Here is a 15,041-nt window from a genome sequence, read left to right as displayed (position 1 = left end):
CGCGAAGTGGAGAATATTGCCAGGGTCGGTCGGCGCGCCAGAGGACAAATGCGACGACTGTCGATCGCGGGGCCGTCGGTCGGCCCTCCATTCCCACCGCCGGAGTAGGCGATGTCACGTCCGGTGGGTGAGACGGTGGGATTCCCGCCGCCGGTCGTCGTGGCAGCCTGGACCCGTGCAGCCGCCCCGCCTGACCGGTGTCCTCGTGCTCGTCGCGGTGCTCGCGGCCGCCACCGTCTTCGGCTGGTGGCGACGCCGTCGCGACGGCCGGTTGCGTGCCGTGTCCCCGACCGCCGCCGCGCCGCACCGGGCCGCGCTGGCCGCTCTGGGCGTCCGCCCGGGCGTGGTCACCCTGGTCCAGTTCTCCGCCCCGGTCTGCGCGCCCTGCCGGGCCGCCCGCCGGGTGCTGGAGGACGTCGCGGGCCGCCTCGACGGGGTGGCCCTCCTGGAGGTCGGCGTCGACGAGCATCTCGACCGGGCCCGCGAGCTGGACGTGTGGCGCACCCCGACGGTGCTGCTGGTGGCCGGCGACGGCCGGATCGTCCGGCGGGCCGCCGGCGTGCCCGACCGGGCGGACCTGCTCGCCGTGCTCGCGCCGCTGGCCGCCGGGACGCGGGCGTGACAGGCGTCCGGCTGATCCGGCGGCGGGTGGTCGACCACGGGCGGCTCGCGGCGAGCCTCTGTGCGCCGGTCGCCGCCGCCTGACCGACCCCTTCGCCGCCGAACGGAAGCCCCCATGCTGCTCGACCCCCGTGGGCCGCGGTTCGCCGCCGCCCTCACCACCGTCGTCCTCGCCGTCGCCCTGGTCACCGGCTCCGGCTGGCTCGTCCTGGCGCAGGCCGTCGTCTTCGCGCTGACCGCCGCCCACCCGCGACTCGGCCCGTACGGTCTGCTCTTCCGCGCCCTGGTCGCGCCTCGGCTGGCCCCGCCGGCCGAGCTGGAGCCGGCGGCGCCGGTCCGCTTCGCCCAGCTCGTCGGCCTGGCCTTCGCCACGGTCGGCGCGGCCGGCTGGCTGGCCGGCGCGCCGCTGCTCGGGCTGGTCGCCACCGCCGCGGCGCTCGCCGCCGCCTTCCTCAACGCCGCCTTCGGGCTCTGCCTCGGCTGCGAGGGCTACCTGGCGGTCCGCCGCCTCACCGGCCGCCCCCTAGAGGCGCGGACCCCGGCCCGCCCGGGCTGACCACGTCCCCGCCCAGCTCACCGGTGTTGGAAACGTTTTCGTAACGAGCCCTTGACCTGACCGTCGGGTCGGGCGCAGACTCCCGGAAACGTTTACAGCAGACAGGCGGAGGTGCGGGGCGTGGGTCGTAAACGTTTACAGGAGTCGGCCGACGGCCGGCCCACCGTCCACACCGTCGCCGCCCGCGCCGGTGTCTCCATCGCCTCCGCCTCCCGCGTGCTCAACGGCGTCGGCGGCAGCCCGGAGACCGTCCGCAAGGTGCGCGAGGCCGCGGCCGAGGTGGGCTACGTGCCCAACGCGATCGCCCGCTCGCTCCAGTCGCAGCGCACCGGCCTCGTGGCGCTCGCCGTCGAGGACATCGGCAACCCGGTGTACGTCGAGATGATGCGCGCCATCGAGTCCGTGGTGGCCGCGTCCGGCCGGCAGCTGCTGGTGCACGCCACCGGCGGGCAGATCGCCAACGAGACCGCCCTGCTGCGCCGGCTGGCCCACCGCTACGTCGACGGGATGATCGTCTCCCCGATCCGGGTCACCGACGACCACCTCGCCGCGCTGGTCGACAGCCCGGTGCCGGTGGTCGTGGTCGGCCAGCTCGCCGCCGACGCGCCCGTGGACAACGTCCGCACCGACTCGCGTACCGGCGTGGGGCTGGCCGTCGACCACCTGGTCGCGGCGGGGCGGCGGCGGATCGGCTTCGTCAACGGCCCGCTGGACACGGTGCCCGGCGCGGCCCGCGACGCCGGCTTCCGGGCCGCCCTCGCCGGGCACGGCATCGCGCTCGACGAGCGCCTCGTCGAGGTCGGCGACTTCCGGTACGAGCCCGGCCGGGCCGCCACCGAGCGCCTCCTCGCCCGCGCCGAGCCCGACGCGCTGGTCTGCGCCAACGACCTCATCGCCGTCGGCGCGCTGCACGCCCTGCTGGCCGCCGGCCGGCGCGTCCCCGAGGACGTGGCGGTCGTCGGCATGGACGACACCGAGCTGGCCCGGATGATGTTCCCCCAGCTCTCCAGCGTCTCCCTCGGCTCGGCCGAGCGCGGTCGCCGCGCCGCCGAACTGCTGCTCCAGCGCATCGCCGACCCGACCCTGCCGCCGCGCCGCGAGCAGGTCGCCCCCAGCCTCGCCGTGCGCGCCTCCAGCGCCGCGACGCCGTTCGTCCCCGCGCCGGCCGAGCCGGCGCCCGCGCCGCGTACCCCGGAGGTGACGGCATGACCACGCTGGCCGAACGGCCCGACGTCGCCCGCGCCGACGGGCCCCGCAGGGCCCGGTCCCGCTCCGACCGGCTCGGCATCTACCTGCTGCTGCTCCCGTCGCTGCTGCCCATCGTGGTGCTGTCGGTCTTCCCGCTGCTGCGCGGCATCTGGCTCGGCTTCACCGACGCCCGGGCCGGGCGCAACGTCGAGATCAGCTTCACCGGGCTGGCCAACTACCGGGAACTGCTCGGCGACGAGCTGTTCTGGAACTCGTTCAAGATCGGCCTGCTCTGGGCGGTCGGGGTGACCGTGCTCCAGTTCGTGCTCGCCCTCGGCCTGGCCCTACTGCTCAACCAGCAGCTGCGCTTCCGCGGGCTGGCCCGGGTGCTGGCCGTGGTGCCCTGGGCGATGCCGCCCGTGGTCGTCGGCATCCTCTGGAAGCTGGTCTACCACCCGGACGCCGGCCTGCTGAACGAGTTCTTCCACCGCGTCGGCGCCGACGGGCTGCGCACCAACTGGCTCGGCGACTTCAGCACCGCGCTGGTCGCGGTCATCGTCGTCGGCGTCTGGGCCGGCATGCCGCAGACCACCGTCGTCCTCCTGGCCGGATTGCAGGGCGTGCCGCGCGAGCTGCACGAGGCGGCCGCGGTGGACGGGGCCTCCACGTGGCACCGGTTCCGCAACGTCACGCTGCCCGCCATCGCGCCGGTCGTCGTGGCGATCACCTCGCTCGACTTCATCTGGAACTTCAACTCGTTCGGCCTGGTCTACGTGCTCACCGCGGGCGGGCCGGGCGGCAAGACCATGCTGCCGATGCTCTTCGCCTACGAGGAGGCGTTCCGCTACGGCAACTACGGCTACGCCGCCGCCCTCGGCAACGTCATGGTCGTGCTCATCGTCGCGCTGCTCGCGGTCTACCTGCGTCGCCGGTTGAGGGAGGCGAACTGACATGTTCGGAAAGCCGAGCCGCACCGGGCGGACGCTCCAGTACGTCGCGCTGACCGGCTACCTGATCTTCCTCGGGTTCCCGCTGGTCTGGCTGCTCTCCACCGCGTTCAAGCCGCCGCGCGAGCTGGTGCGGCTGCACCCCACGCTCATCCCGAGCAACCCCACCGTGCAGAACTTCGTGCAGGCCTTCACCGAGCAGCAGCTCGGCCGGGCCGCGTTGAACAGCCTCCAGGTGTCGCTCGCCTCGGCGGTGCTCACGGTGCTGGTCGCGCTGCCGGCCTCGTACGCCCTCGCGCGGTTCCGGACCAAACTCGGCACCGTGGCGCTGGGCTGGGTGCTGCTGTCGCAGCTCTTCCCGTTCGTGCTGCTGATCATCCCGATCTTCCTGATCCTGCGGCAGGTCGGGCTGGCCAACACGCACGCCGGGCTGGTGCTGATCTACGTGGTCTGGGCGCTGCCGTTCGCCCTGTGGATGCTCCAGGGCTTCGTCCGCAACATCCCGCGCGAGCTGGAGGAGGCGGCCAGCGTCGACGGCGCCAGCCGGCTCCAGGTGCTGCGCCGGGTGGTCTTCCCGCTGCTCGCGCCGGGCATCGTGGCCACCGCGCTGTTCTCCTTCATCTCCGCCTGGAACGAGTTCTTCTTCGCCCTCGTGCTGGTCAAGACCCCCGAGCTGGCGACCCTGCCGGTCGCCCTGGCCCGGTTCGTCGGCATCGAGGGCACCGCCCGCCTGGGCCCGCTGGCCGCCGGTTCGCTGCTGGCCACCCTGCCCAGCCTGATCTTCTTCGCGGTCATGCAACGCCGCCTCTCGTCCGGGTCGCTCGCCGGCGCGGTCAAGGGCTGACCACATCCCCCAACCACCACCAAGGAGGAATCCCCCATGCTCCGTAGCAGATTCCGCCGACTCGCCGCGGCCACCGCGGTCGCGGTCGTCGGGCTCGGCGCCCTCACCGCGTGCGGTGACGGCGGCGGCGAGGACGAGAACTCGTCCGGCCCGGCCAAGCTGCGCTTCCTCAGCCTCGCCTGGCAGAAGGAGTCGCTCCAGGCCAACAAGGACCTGGTCGCCAAGTGGAACAGCGAGCACCCGGACATCCAGGTCGAGTACGTCCAGGGTGACTGGAACTCGATCCACGACCAGCTGGTCACCTCGTTCGAGGGCGGCGACGTGGCCGACATCGTGCACTACGAGGCCTCCGCCATCGGCGAGTTCAGCAAGCAGGGCTACCTGGCCGACCTCTCCAAGCTGCTCGGCGACGACTTCAAGGGCCAGATCGACCCGGGCGTCTGGGACACCGCCACCTTCGACGGCAAGGTCACCGGCGTGCCGTTCCTGCTGGAGTCGCAGGTCGTCATCGCCAACAAGAAGCTGCTCGACGCCGCCGGCATCGCCGTCCCGCCCGCCGACGGCGGCTGGACCTGGGACGAGTTCCAGGCCAACGCCCAGAAGCTCACCAAGCCCGGCCAGTACGGCGCCGCCTGGGCGCTCAAGTCGCCCACCAACCGGGTGCTGAACCTGGCGCTGAACTACGACGGCAAGTTCTTCTACACCGAGGGCGGCAAGACCGAGGTCAAGGTCGGCGACGCGGAGAAGGAGGTGCCGAAGCGGATCCACGACATGCTCTACACCAGCAAGTCGGCCTCCCCGGAGGCGCTGGGCATGAGCGGCGCGGACACCCTGCCCGGCTTCTTCGGCGGCAAGTACGCCATGCTCCCCGGCTCGGTCTCGCTGCGCCAGCAGATGGTCGAGCAGGCCCCCGCCGGCTTCGAGTGGGTGACCCTCCCGCCGATCAAGGGCCTCTCCAGCAAGCAGGCCGCCAACCCGCAGACCCTGTCCATCACCGAGGACAGCAAGCACAAGAAGCAGGCCGCGCAGTTCCTGGAGTGGTTCCTCAACCCGACCAACATGGCCACCCTGGCCAAGGGTGACTGGCTGGTGCCCACCGGCAAGCAGGCCAACGAGGAGCTGGTCAAGGCCACCGGCGGCAAGCAGGGCTGGGACGTGGCCGCGGACAGCGCCGCCGACCTGACCGTCGCCCCGTTCCAGAAGGCCGACGGCTACCCGGAGTGGAAGACCAAGTACGCCACCCCGGCCCTCCAGCAGTACTTCGCCAACAAGATCACCCTGGACCAGCTCGGCACGCAGCTGGTCGACGGTGGCAAGCAGGTTCTGAGGTAACCATGTCACTCTTGCTCGACACGTCGGTCGGATGCCTGGTCGGCGCCGCCGTGGGCGACGCCCTCGGCGGGGCCACCGAGACGGCCCTTCCGGAGCAGATCCGCGCCCGCTTCGGCGGCTGGGTCGAGGGGATCGTCCCCCCGTACCACGCCGACTGGGCCACCGCGCGGCCACTCGCGCCGTACCACAAGGGCGACGGGCACATCACCGACGACACGTTGATGACCCACGCCCTGGTCCGGGCGTACGCGGCCAAGCGGGACCACCTCGACGCGTACGACGTGGTGGAACTGCTCGTCCCCGACCTGATCGAGCGGGTGGTGTACATCCCGGACCTGGAGCGGGAGGGGGTGACCTTCCACCGGCTGGCCGCGGCCGAGCGGTGGTTGGTCACCCGCCTGCACCACGCCCACGCCGACCCGCGCGAGGCGGGCGTGGGCAACATCGTGAACTGCGGCGCCGCCATGTACATAGCGCCGGTCGGCATCGTCAACGCCGGCGACCCGGCCGGGGCGTACGCCGAGGCCGTGGAGATCGCCGGGGCGCACCAGCACAGCTACGGGCGGGAGGCAGCGGCGGTCTTCGCCGCCGCGGTCGCCGCCGCCGCGGCCCCCGGCGCGAGTGTCGACGACGTCGTGGCCGCCACCCTCGACCTGGCCCGCGACGGCACCCGCGCCGCCATCGACGCCGTGGTCAAGGAGGCCCGCGGGCACGACGACTGGAAGGCCGCCATCCCGGCGCTGCGCGCCGCCGTGGCCCCCTACGACACGGTGGGGGAGGAGTACCGCAGCCCCGGCCTGGGCGCCCGCCGCCCGAGCCGGCTGCACGCCATCGAGGAACTGCCGGTGGCGCTGGGCATGCTCGTGGTGGCCGGCGGCGACTACCGGGCGGCGGTGCTCGGCTCGGTCAACTACGGCCGGGACGCCGACTCCACGGCCACCATGGCCGGCGCGATCGCCGGTGCGCTCGGCGGCGCGGCGGCCGTGCCGGCCGAGTGGTCGGAGGTGGTCGCCACGGCGTCCCGCACCGACCTGGTCGAGCCCGCCCGGGTCCTCGCCGGGGTGGCCACCGAGGTGTTCGACCGCGACCGGGAGCGCTTCGCCCGGCGCGCCGAGCGGTTCGGCGGGCTGGCATGAGCGCTGCCGGGACACCGGCCCGCGGGCTCCGGCTGACCTGGGTGCAGCCGGAGGACCTGCTGCCGCACGAACTGGCCGCGAGCCGCGACGAGGGCCGCGACGTCACCGCCCTGGCCGAGCGCTGGACGGCGGCCGGCGGCGACGTCACGGCCCCGGTCAGCGGGGCCTCGCCGGTGCCGGCCCCGCCGGAACTGCGGGCCCTCGCCGTCGACCTGCTCGACGCCGCCGACGCGCTGCCCGGCCCCGACGGCGCGGACGAGCCCGACGACCTCGACGCGGTCCGCAAGACCTGGCCGGGCGCCTGGGACCTGCCGACCACCGTCGAGCGGGACCGGCTGCACGGGGCCTGGCTCGGCCGGGCGGCCGGCTGCCTGCTCGGCAAGCCGGTGGAGAAGATCCCCCGCCACGGGATCCGGGAGATCCTCTCCGCCACGGGCCGGTGGCCGCTGCGCGACTGGTTCACCGCGCGGGGGCTGCCGGCCGACGTGGCCGCCCGCTGGCCGTGGAACCGGCGCAGCGCGCCGACCAGCCTCGCCGAGAACATCGCCGGCATGCCCGAGGACGACGACCTCAACTTCGCGCTGCTGGCGCTGCGCGTCCTGGAGACCCACGGACCCGGCTTCACCAGCGCCGACGTGGCCCAGGCGTGGCTGGACTGGCTGCCCGCCGGGCGGGTCTTCACGGCCGAGCGGGTCGCCTACCGCAACCTGCTGCTCGGCCTCACCCCGCCGGACACCGCCCGCCGGCACAACCCGTTCCGGGAGTGGATCGGCGCGCAGATCCGCACCGACGTGTACGGCTGGACCAACCCGGGCCGCCCCGACCGGGCCGCCGAGGCCGCCTGGCGCGACGCGGCCGTCAGCCACGTCCGGGCCGGGGCGTACGGGGCGATCTGGGTGGCGGCCCTGGCCGCGGCCGCCCCGGTGGCCGGCGACGTGGACGCGGTGCTGGACGCCGGCGAGTCGGTGCTGCCCCCGGGCAGCCGGTTCACCGCGGCCGTCCGGGAGGCGCGCGCCCTCGGCGCCGGGGGCGACGACTGGGAGAGCATCGTGGACACCCTCTACGCGCGGCACGGTCACCTGCACTGGGTGCACGTCCGCAACAACGCCGCCCTGGTCGCGGCGGCCCTCGCGTACGGGCGGGGCGACCTGGAACGCTCCATCTGCGCGGTGGTCGCCGGCGGCTGGGACACCGACTCCAACGGCGCCACCGTCGGCGCGGTCACCGGGGCGCTCACCGGCGCCGCCCGGCTGCCGGGGCGCTGGGTCGCGCCGCTGCGCAACCGGCTTGCCAGCAGCATCGCCGGGTTCGACGGCATCGGCTTCGACGAGTTGGCCGACCGTACCCTCGCCCTGGCCCACGGGAACCGGACATGAGCGCCCGGGTGGTGGTGGTCGGCAGCGCCAACCTGGACCTCGTGGTCACCGCGCCGCAGCTGCCCCGGCCCGGTGAGACGGTGCTCGGCGACGACTTCCGGATGGTGCCCGGCGGCAAGGGCGCCAACCAGGCGGTCGCCGCCGCCCGGGCCGGCGCGGACTGCGCCTTCGTGGGCGCGGTCGGCGGCGACGGGTTCGGCGGGCTGCTGCGGGACAACCTGGCCGGCGCCGGTGTCGACCTGCGCGGCCTGCGCACCGTCGACGGGCCGTCCGGGGTCGCGCTGATCGCCGTCGACCACGCGGCGGAGAACTGCATCGTGGTCGCGCCCGGCGCGAACGCCGCGCTGACGCTGCACGACGCCGACCGGGAGGCGGTGGCCGGGGCCGGCGTGCTGCTGCTGCAACTGGAGGTGCCGCTGGCCGAGGTCACCCGGGCCGCCGGCTGGGCGCGCGCCGGCGGCGCCGCCGTGGTCCTCAACGCCGCCCCGGCCCGGCCGCTGCCGCCCGAACTGCTCGACCTCGTCGACGTGCTGGTGGTCAACGAGCACGAGGCCGCGGTCGTGGCCGGGGTGTTCACCGACGAGCCGGCGGCGCTGCTCGACACCCTGGTCGGCCTCGTGCCCCGGGTGGTGCTCACCCTCGGCGCGCGCGGCGCCGCCTACGCCGACCGCGACGGCGCCCGGATCGAGGTGGCCGCCCCGAAGATCGACGCGGTCGACACCACGGCCTCCGGTGACGCGTTCACCGGCGCGCTCGCGGTCGCCCTGGCCGAGCGTGGCGGCCTCACCGGGAACACCGCCACGGCCGTGCTGCGCTGGGCGTGCGCCGCCGGCGCGGCCTGCGCCGAGCGCCCCGGCGCCTCCACCGCCCTGCCCGAGCGGGCCGCCATCGACGCGCTGTCCGCCGCCACCTACGGAGAGGTCGAGTGAGCTTCAACCCGTACGTGCCCCGGCCGATCGACCGGCCCACCGAGGTGCCGCTCGGCGCGCACGCCGACCTGACCACCCTGGACGAGGCGAAGATCTTCGCGGCACCCGACGACCCCGCCGACTGGCCGGCGTGGCGGGAGCAGCTCACCCGGTGGCGGGCCGACGCCCGCGCCCGGCTCGGCTACACGGGCGCGCACTACGACGAGATAGCCGGAGACTGCTTCACCGTCTGCCTGGCCTGGCTCTGGGACGAGACGCTCTACGACCACCACCGCGGCGAGTTCACCGTCGAGGCGTTCCTCGACGCGGCGCGGCGCGACTTCGGCGGCTTCGACGGGGTGGTGCTCTGGCACGCGTACCCGGTGATCGGGCTGGACGAGCGCAACCAGTTCGACTGGTACCGGGACGTGCCCGAACTGCCCGAGGTGGTGCGCGCGTTCCAGGCCGCCGGCGTCCGGGTGTTCGTCGACTACAACCCGTGGGACACCGGCACGCGGCGCGAGCCGGGCGCCGACGCCGAGGAGGTCGCGGCGCTGGCCGACCGGCTCGGCGTCGACGGCGTCTTCCTGGACACCCTCAAGGAGGGCGCCGGCGAGCTGCGCAAGGCGCTCGACGCGGTCCGCCCCGGCCTGGTGCTGGAGGGCGAGAGCCGGGTGCCGCTGGCCCGGATCGCCGACCACGCCATGTCCTGGGCGCAGTGGTTCGCCGACTCGGACACCCCCGGCGTGCTGCGGGCCAAGTGGTTCGAACGCCGGCACGTCCTGCACCACACCCGTCGCTGGCACCGCGACCACCTCGACGAGCTGCACTCGGCCTGGCTCAACGGCTGCGGCGTGCTGGTCTGGGAGAGCGTCTTCGGCGTCTGGGTCGGCTGGAACGAGCGGGACCGGGCCGTGCTGCGGGCCATGCGCCGGGTGCAGGCCAGCCACGCCGCGTGGCTGCGCGCCGAGGACTGGGCCCCGCTCGCCGACCACCCCGGCGCCGGCCAGGTGTACGCGTCCCGCTGGACCCACGACGACCAGCCGCTGTGGACGGTGGTCAACCGCGGCGCCGACCACGACGGCCCCTGGCTGCTCACCGACCGCCGGCCGGGGCGCTTCGTCGACCTGGTCACCGGCGCCGAGCTGACCGTCACCGAACTCGAGGACGGCCGGGTCGCGGTCGGCGGGCCGCTGCCCGCCGGGGCGATCGCCGCCGTGGTCGCCACCGACACCCCGGTGCCCCGGCACGAACCGCCGACCGGTGACCCGTCCTTCCCGGCCCGCGCCGCCGTGCGCGCCCGCACCCCGTGGTCGCCCCTGGCCGCCCTGCCCGACGGCATGGTCACCGTGGACGGTGGCCGGCACGAGCTGACCGTGCGCCACCGGGTCCGGGAGACCGGCCTCTACGGCGAGGCCCCGTACGTCGACGAGTGGAAGCCGCTGCCGCCGCGCCTGCACCACACCGGCACGCTGCGCCGGCAGGTCCGGCTCGGCCGGTTCGCCATCGACACCCACGAGGTCACCCACGGCGAGTACGCGCGCTTCCTCGCGGCCACCGGCTACCGGCCCGTCCGGCCCGAACGGTTCACGGCCGGGCAGGGCCCCGCCGACGCCCCGGTCACCGGGGTCGACCTCGCCGACGCGCGGGCGTACGCCGACTGGGCCGGGCTGCGCCTGCCCACCGAGGACGAGTGGCAGGTGGCCGCCGAGGCGGGCCTGCTGGTCCGGCGGGAGCCCCTCGTCTGGAACCTGACCGAGAGCGAGCACTCCGACGGGCGGACCCGCTTCGTCATCCTCAAGGGCGGCTGCGCCTACCGGGCGGAGGGTTCCGACTGGTACCTCGACGGCGGCCCGCAGCCGCCGGACGTGTCGGTGAAGCTGCTGCTCACCGGGGCCGGCCTCGGCCGCTCCACGTCGATCGGCTTCCGCTGCGCCGCCGACCTGCCCGAAGGAGCCCTCGAATGAGACGAGCCTGGCGCCCCGGCGCCGCCCTGGTCGCCCTGCTGACCGCCGTCGGGCTGGCCGGCCTCGCGCCGGAGACCGCCGTCGCCGGCCGGGAGCGGTCCGGCACCCTGACCACCGCCACCGCCCCCTCGCCGGCCCTCGGCGCCGGCATCGACTACACCATCTACCTGCCGGACGGCTACGCCGACGCGGCGCAGGCCGGCACCCGCTACCCGGTGCTGTACCTGCTGCACGGGCGCGGCGACACCATGCAGGCGTGGACCCGGGTGAAGAGCGACCTGGACCGGCTCATCGCCGACGGCGAGGTGCCGCCGGTGATCGCCGTGCTGCCCGACGCGCCGTGGAGCGAGCGCGGCAACTGGTACGTCGACTCCGCGTACACCGGCGCCGACCGTCCGGGCCGGCCGGTGGAGACCGCGCTGACCCGCGACCTCGTCGCGCACGTCGACGCCACCTACCGCACCGCCGCGCACCGCAACGCCCGGCTCGTCGGCGGCTACTCCATGGGCGGTGCCGGCGCGCTGCGGTACGCCCTCGCCCACCAGGACCTCTTCGCCAACGCGCTGGTGCTCAGTCCCGCCGTCTACCGGCCGCTGCCGCCCGCCGACTCCTCGGCCCGCGAGTTCGGGGCGTTCGGCGACGGCGACGAACCCTTCTCCGACGAGGTGTACGAGCGGCTGAACTACCCGGCCCTGCTGCCCGGCCTCGACCCGGAGTCGCCGGTGCGGATGTTCATCGCCGTCGGTGACGACGAGTGGGCCAACCCCGACCCGGCCGACGCCGCGCACGACCTCGACTACGAGGCCGCGACGCTCTACAACACGGTCCGCCGCGCCGACGGCGTCGCCGCCGAGTTCCGCGTCCTCGACGGCGGGCACGACTGGGACGTCTGGCGGCCCGCGTTCGTCGACGGCCTGAAGCACCTGGCCACCACGCTCAGCGTCACCCCGCCGGCCGGGCTGCCCGCCCCGCTGCACGGCACCGCCGGCGCCGACTGGGCCGGCGGGGTCGCCGCCCACCCGGACGGCGAGGTCACCCTCGGCTACGCGGCCTCCGGCGCCGTCGCCGGCCAGCCCTACGCGGGCGGCCTCGACGCCGTGGTCACCCGGCTCGCCGCCGACCGCACGGTCCGCTGGACCAGCCAGTTCGGCACCAGCGCCAACGACCGGCTGTACGGGACCGTGCCCCTGGCCGACGGCGGTGTGCTCACCGCCGGGTACACCCGCGGCGACCTCGACGGCCGGCACCCGGGCAGCCCCGCCGACGACGCGTTCGTGGCGAAGCTGACGGCCACCGGGCAGCGGGCCTGGCTCACCCAGGCCGGCGACCCCGCCAAGGCCGACCGGTTCTACGCGATCACGGCCGCCCCCGACGGTGGCGCGTACGTCGCCGGCTACACCAGCGGCGCGTTCGGCGGGACCAGCGCCGGCGACAAGGACGCGGTGCTCGCCCGGATCGCACCGGACGGCACGCTGGCCTGGACCCGGCAGTTCGGCGGCCCCGGCGAGGACAAGGCGTACGCCGTCGCGGCCGACGCGAACGGCGTCTACGTGGCCGGCGGCACCTCCGGCGCGCTGCCCGGGACCACGCCGCTCGGCGGCGCCGACGGCTGGCTCGCCCGGTTCACCCCGGACGGCGCCCGTGACTGGCTCACCGTCGCCGGCGGCACGGGCGACGACCTGCTCGGCGGGGTCACCGTCACCGGCGCCGGCCAGGTGGTGGCCACCGGCGCCACCGCCGGGGACGTGCTCACCGTGGCGTACACGACCAAGGGGGCGCAGCGCTGGCGGACCGTCACCGGCGGGCGTGGCGCGGACGCCGGCACCGACGTGCTGGCCCTCGCCGACGGCACCCTCGCGGTGGTCGGCTTCACCGGCAGCACCCTCGGCGTGCCGGCCGGCGGCGCGGACGTGCTCACCCTGCGTCTGGACGCCCGGGGCCGGCAGGTCGCCGTCGCCCAGTACGGCACCGCCCGCGACGACGCGGCCGACCCGTTCGGCGAGGAGAACGTCTACGCCACCGTCGGGCCGGACGGCCGGGTGCTGGTCAGCGGCCGCACCGCCGGCACCCCCGACGGCGGCGCCGCGCTCGGCAACGGGGACGTGTTCCTCGCCGCCGTCGACCCGGCGAAGGGGACCCCGTGACCACGACCGCCCCGCTGCACGGCGTCAAGGTCGTCGACCTGGCCACCCTCTTCGCCGGCCCGCTGGCCGCCGCGTTCCTCGGCGACTTCGGCGCCGACGTGGTCAAGGTGGAGCACCCGGCCAAGCCCGACCCGTCCCGGGGCCACGGCCCCGCCAAGGACGGCGTCGGCCTGTGGTGGAAGGTGCTCGGCCGCAACAAGCGCACCGTCACGCTCAAGCTCTCCGACCCGGAGGGCGCGGAACTGCTGCGCCGGCTGCTCGCCGACGCCGACGTGCTGGTGGAGAACTTCCGCCCGGGCACGCTGGAACGCTGGGGTCTCGGCCCGGACGAGCTGCACGCGGTCAACCCGCGGCTGGTGATCGCCCGGATCAGCGGCTTCGGGCAGGTCGGCCCGTACGCGCCCCGGCCCGGGTTCGGCACCCTCGCCGAGGCGATGAGCGGCTTCGCCGCGGCCACCGGGGAGCCCGACGGGCCGCCCACCCTGCCGCCGTTCGGGCTGGCCGACTCGGTCACCGCGCTCGCCGCCGCGTACGCGGTCATGCTGGCCCTGCGCGGCCGCGACCTCACCGGCCGGGGCCAGGTCGTCGACCTGGCCATCATCGAACCGATCATGGCGATGCTCGGCCCGCAGATCACCTGGTACGACCAGCTCGGCTACGTCCAGCCCCGGCTGGGCAACCGGTCCAACAACAACGCGCCCCGCAACACCTACCGGTGCGCCGACGGGCGGTGGGTGGCCGTGTCCACCAGCGCGCAGAGCATCGCCGAGCGGGTGGTCCGCCTCGTCGGCCGCCCCGACCTGGTCGACGAGCCCTGGTTCGCCACCGGCAGCGGCCGGGCCGCCCACGCGGACGAACTCGACGCGGCGGTCGGCGGCTGGGTGGCGAAGCGGGACCGCGACGAGGTGGTGGCCGCGTTCGAGGCGGCCCATGCCGCCGTGGCCCCCGTCTACGACGTGCGCGACATCCTCGCCGACCCGCAGTACGCGGCGCTCGGCACCGTGGTCACCGTCCCCGACGAGGAACTGGGGGAGGTCCGGATGCAGAACGTGCCGTTCCGCATGTCGGACAGCCCGGGCGAGATCCGGCACGCCGGCCGCCGCCACGGCCAGGACACCGACGCCGTGTTCGGCGCGCTCGGGCTGACCGGCGACGAACTGGCCGCGCTGCGGGAGCGCGGGGTGATCTGATGCTGCTCACCCTGCTCTACGTGCCCGGCGACCGGCCCGACCGGTTCGCCAAGGCGGTCGCCGCCGGCGCCGACGCGGTCATCCTCGACCTGGAGGACGCCGTCGTCGCCGGCCGCAAGGCGTACGCCCGGGAGGCCGTCGCCGAGTTCCTCGCCGACCCGCAGCCCCTGCCCGTGCAGGTCCGGGTCAACGAGCTGACCGGCCCCGACGTCGCCGCCGACCTGGCCGCCGTCGCCGGGCGGCCGGGGCTGGCCGGGCTGCGACTGCCCAAGGTGGAGTCCCCGGCGACCGTCGCCGCCGTGGCCGCCCGGGTCGACACCCCGCTGCACCCGCTGGTCGAGTCGGCCGTCGGGCTGGAGTCCGCGTACGCCATCGCGGCCGCCCACCCGGCGGTGGCCTCGCTGGGGCTCGGCGAGGCCGACCTCCGCTCCGACCTGGGCGTCGCCGACGACGACGGCCTGCTGTGGGCCCGCGGGCGGGTGGTGGTCGCGGCCCGCGCGGCCGGCCTGCCGCCGCCGGCCATGTCGGTGTACGCCGACGTCACCGACCTCGACGGCCTGGCCGCCTCCTGTGCGGCCGGCCGGCGGCTCGGCTTCCTCGGGCGGGCCGCCATCCACCCGCGCCAGCTGCCGGTGATCGACGGCGCGTTCCGTCCCGCCGATCGGGAGGTGGACCGGGCCCGGGAACTGCTCGCCGCGCTGGCCGACGCGCAGACCCGCGACTCCGGCACCGTGGTGCTGCCCGACGGCCGGTTCGCCGACCGGGCCATGGTGGCGGCCGCCCGCCGGGTCGTCGACCTGGCCGCCCGCTACGCCGCCTGACCCGGCCGGTT

Annotated in this window: 13 protein-coding genes; all 13 read left to right on the top strand. The window is 75.4% G+C overall.

The genetic code is table 11. The features are described 5' to 3' along the window. Positions 1-175: 175 nt before the first annotated feature. Complete coding sequence (locus NLX85_RS26960) at positions 176-622, top strand: thioredoxin family protein (protein ID WP_254339738.1); 447 nt, start codon at positions 176-178, stop codon at positions 620-622. 114 nt (positions 623-736) lie between these two features. Then, positions 737-1,177, top strand: a complete 441-nt coding sequence (locus NLX85_RS26955; RefSeq protein ID WP_254339737.1) for a DUF4395 domain-containing protein — start codon at positions 737-739, stop codon at positions 1,175-1,177. A gap of 120 nt (positions 1,178-1,297) precedes the next feature. Beyond that, positions 1,298-2,386 carry a LacI family DNA-binding transcriptional regulator gene (locus NLX85_RS26950; protein ID WP_091306455.1) on the top strand — a complete coding sequence of 363 codons (1,089 nt, stop codon included), beginning with the start codon at positions 1,298-1,300 and terminating at the stop codon, positions 2,384-2,386. After that, positions 2,383-3,315: a carbohydrate ABC transporter permease gene (locus NLX85_RS26945; RefSeq protein ID WP_254339736.1), complete on the top strand. Its 933-nt coding sequence runs from the start codon at positions 2,383-2,385 to the stop codon at positions 3,313-3,315. The genes NLX85_RS26950 and NLX85_RS26945 overlap by 4 nt, the downstream gene beginning before the upstream one ends. Position 3,316: 1 nt before the next feature. Continuing rightward, positions 3,317-4,156: a carbohydrate ABC transporter permease gene (locus tag NLX85_RS26940; protein ID WP_254339735.1), complete on the top strand. Its 840-nt coding sequence runs from the start codon at positions 3,317-3,319 to the stop codon at positions 4,154-4,156. Between the two features lie 36 nt (positions 4,157-4,192). Further along, positions 4,193-5,488, top strand: coding sequence for an ABC transporter substrate-binding protein (locus NLX85_RS26935; RefSeq protein WP_254339734.1), 1,296 nt, complete (start codon positions 4,193-4,195; stop codon positions 5,486-5,488). 2 nt (positions 5,489-5,490) lie between these two features. Beyond that, positions 5,491-6,624 carry an ADP-ribosylglycohydrolase family protein gene (locus NLX85_RS26930; RefSeq protein WP_254339732.1) on the top strand — a complete coding sequence of 378 codons (1,134 nt, stop codon included), beginning with the start codon at positions 5,491-5,493 and terminating at the stop codon, positions 6,622-6,624. After that, a complete protein-coding gene (locus NLX85_RS26925) occupies positions 6,621-8,000 on the top strand; it encodes an ADP-ribosylglycohydrolase family protein (RefSeq protein WP_254339724.1) in 1,380 nt (459 codons plus the stop codon). The genes NLX85_RS26930 and NLX85_RS26925 overlap by 4 nt, the downstream gene beginning before the upstream one ends. Continuing rightward, a complete protein-coding gene (locus NLX85_RS26920) occupies positions 7,997-8,929 on the top strand; it encodes a PfkB family carbohydrate kinase (protein WP_254339722.1) in 933 nt (310 codons plus the stop codon). Before NLX85_RS26925 ends, NLX85_RS26920 begins: the two co-directional genes overlap by 4 nt. Continuing rightward, positions 8,926-10,875 (top strand): SUMF1/EgtB/PvdO family nonheme iron enzyme, encoded by a 1,950-nt coding sequence (locus NLX85_RS33565; protein WP_254339720.1) that lies wholly within the window; start codon positions 8,926-8,928, stop codon positions 10,873-10,875. The genes NLX85_RS26920 and NLX85_RS33565 overlap by 4 nt, the downstream gene beginning before the upstream one ends. Then, positions 10,872-13,019, top strand: a complete 2,148-nt coding sequence (locus NLX85_RS26910; protein ID WP_254339718.1) for an alpha/beta hydrolase-fold protein — start codon at positions 10,872-10,874, stop codon at positions 13,017-13,019. Before NLX85_RS33565 ends, NLX85_RS26910 begins: the two co-directional genes overlap by 4 nt. Beyond that, positions 13,016-14,209 (top strand): CaiB/BaiF CoA-transferase family protein, encoded by a 1,194-nt coding sequence (locus NLX85_RS26905; RefSeq protein WP_254339717.1) that lies wholly within the window; start codon positions 13,016-13,018, stop codon positions 14,207-14,209. Before NLX85_RS26910 ends, NLX85_RS26905 begins: the two co-directional genes overlap by 4 nt. After that, complete coding sequence (locus tag NLX85_RS26900; RefSeq protein ID WP_254339715.1) at positions 14,209-15,030, top strand: CoA ester lyase; 822 nt, start codon at positions 14,209-14,211, stop codon at positions 15,028-15,030. The genes NLX85_RS26905 and NLX85_RS26900 overlap by 1 nt, the downstream gene beginning before the upstream one ends. Positions 15,031-15,041 lie beyond the last annotated feature (11 nt).

This window comes from Micromonospora sp. A3M-1-15 (genome assembly GCF_024213425.1).
Classification (GTDB): Bacteria; Actinomycetota; Actinomycetes; order Mycobacteriales; family Micromonosporaceae; genus Micromonospora; species Micromonospora chersina.
The sequence above is the reverse complement of the archived record's forward strand: the minus strand, read 5'-3'. Positions and strand labels throughout refer to the sequence as shown.

Bases quoted from the DNA above. Each gene is read 5' to 3' on its own strand.
- NLX85_RS26955 (WP_254339737.1), top strand. From the start codon at position 737: ATGCTGCTCGACCCCCGTGGGCCGCGGTTCGCCGCCGCCCTCACCACC.
- NLX85_RS26945 (WP_254339736.1), top strand. From the start codon at position 2,383: ATGACCACGCTGGCCGAACGGCCCGACGTCGCCCGCGCCGACGGGCCC.
- NLX85_RS26940 (WP_254339735.1), top strand. From the start codon at position 3,317: ATGTTCGGAAAGCCGAGCCGCACCGGGCGGACGCTCCAGTACGTCGCG.
- NLX85_RS26935 (WP_254339734.1), top strand. From the start codon at position 4,193: ATGCTCCGTAGCAGATTCCGCCGACTCGCCGCGGCCACCGCGGTCGCG.
- NLX85_RS26930 (WP_254339732.1), top strand. From the start codon at position 5,491: ATGTCACTCTTGCTCGACACGTCGGTCGGATGCCTGGTCGGCGCCGCC.
- NLX85_RS26925 (WP_254339724.1), top strand. From the start codon at position 6,621: ATGAGCGCTGCCGGGACACCGGCCCGCGGGCTCCGGCTGACCTGGGTG.
- NLX85_RS26920 (WP_254339722.1), top strand. From the start codon at position 7,997: ATGAGCGCCCGGGTGGTGGTGGTCGGCAGCGCCAACCTGGACCTCGTG.
- NLX85_RS26910 (WP_254339718.1), top strand. From the start codon at position 10,872: ATGAGACGAGCCTGGCGCCCCGGCGCCGCCCTGGTCGCCCTGCTGACC.
- NLX85_RS26900 (WP_254339715.1), top strand. From the start codon at position 14,209: ATGCTGCTCACCCTGCTCTACGTGCCCGGCGACCGGCCCGACCGGTTC.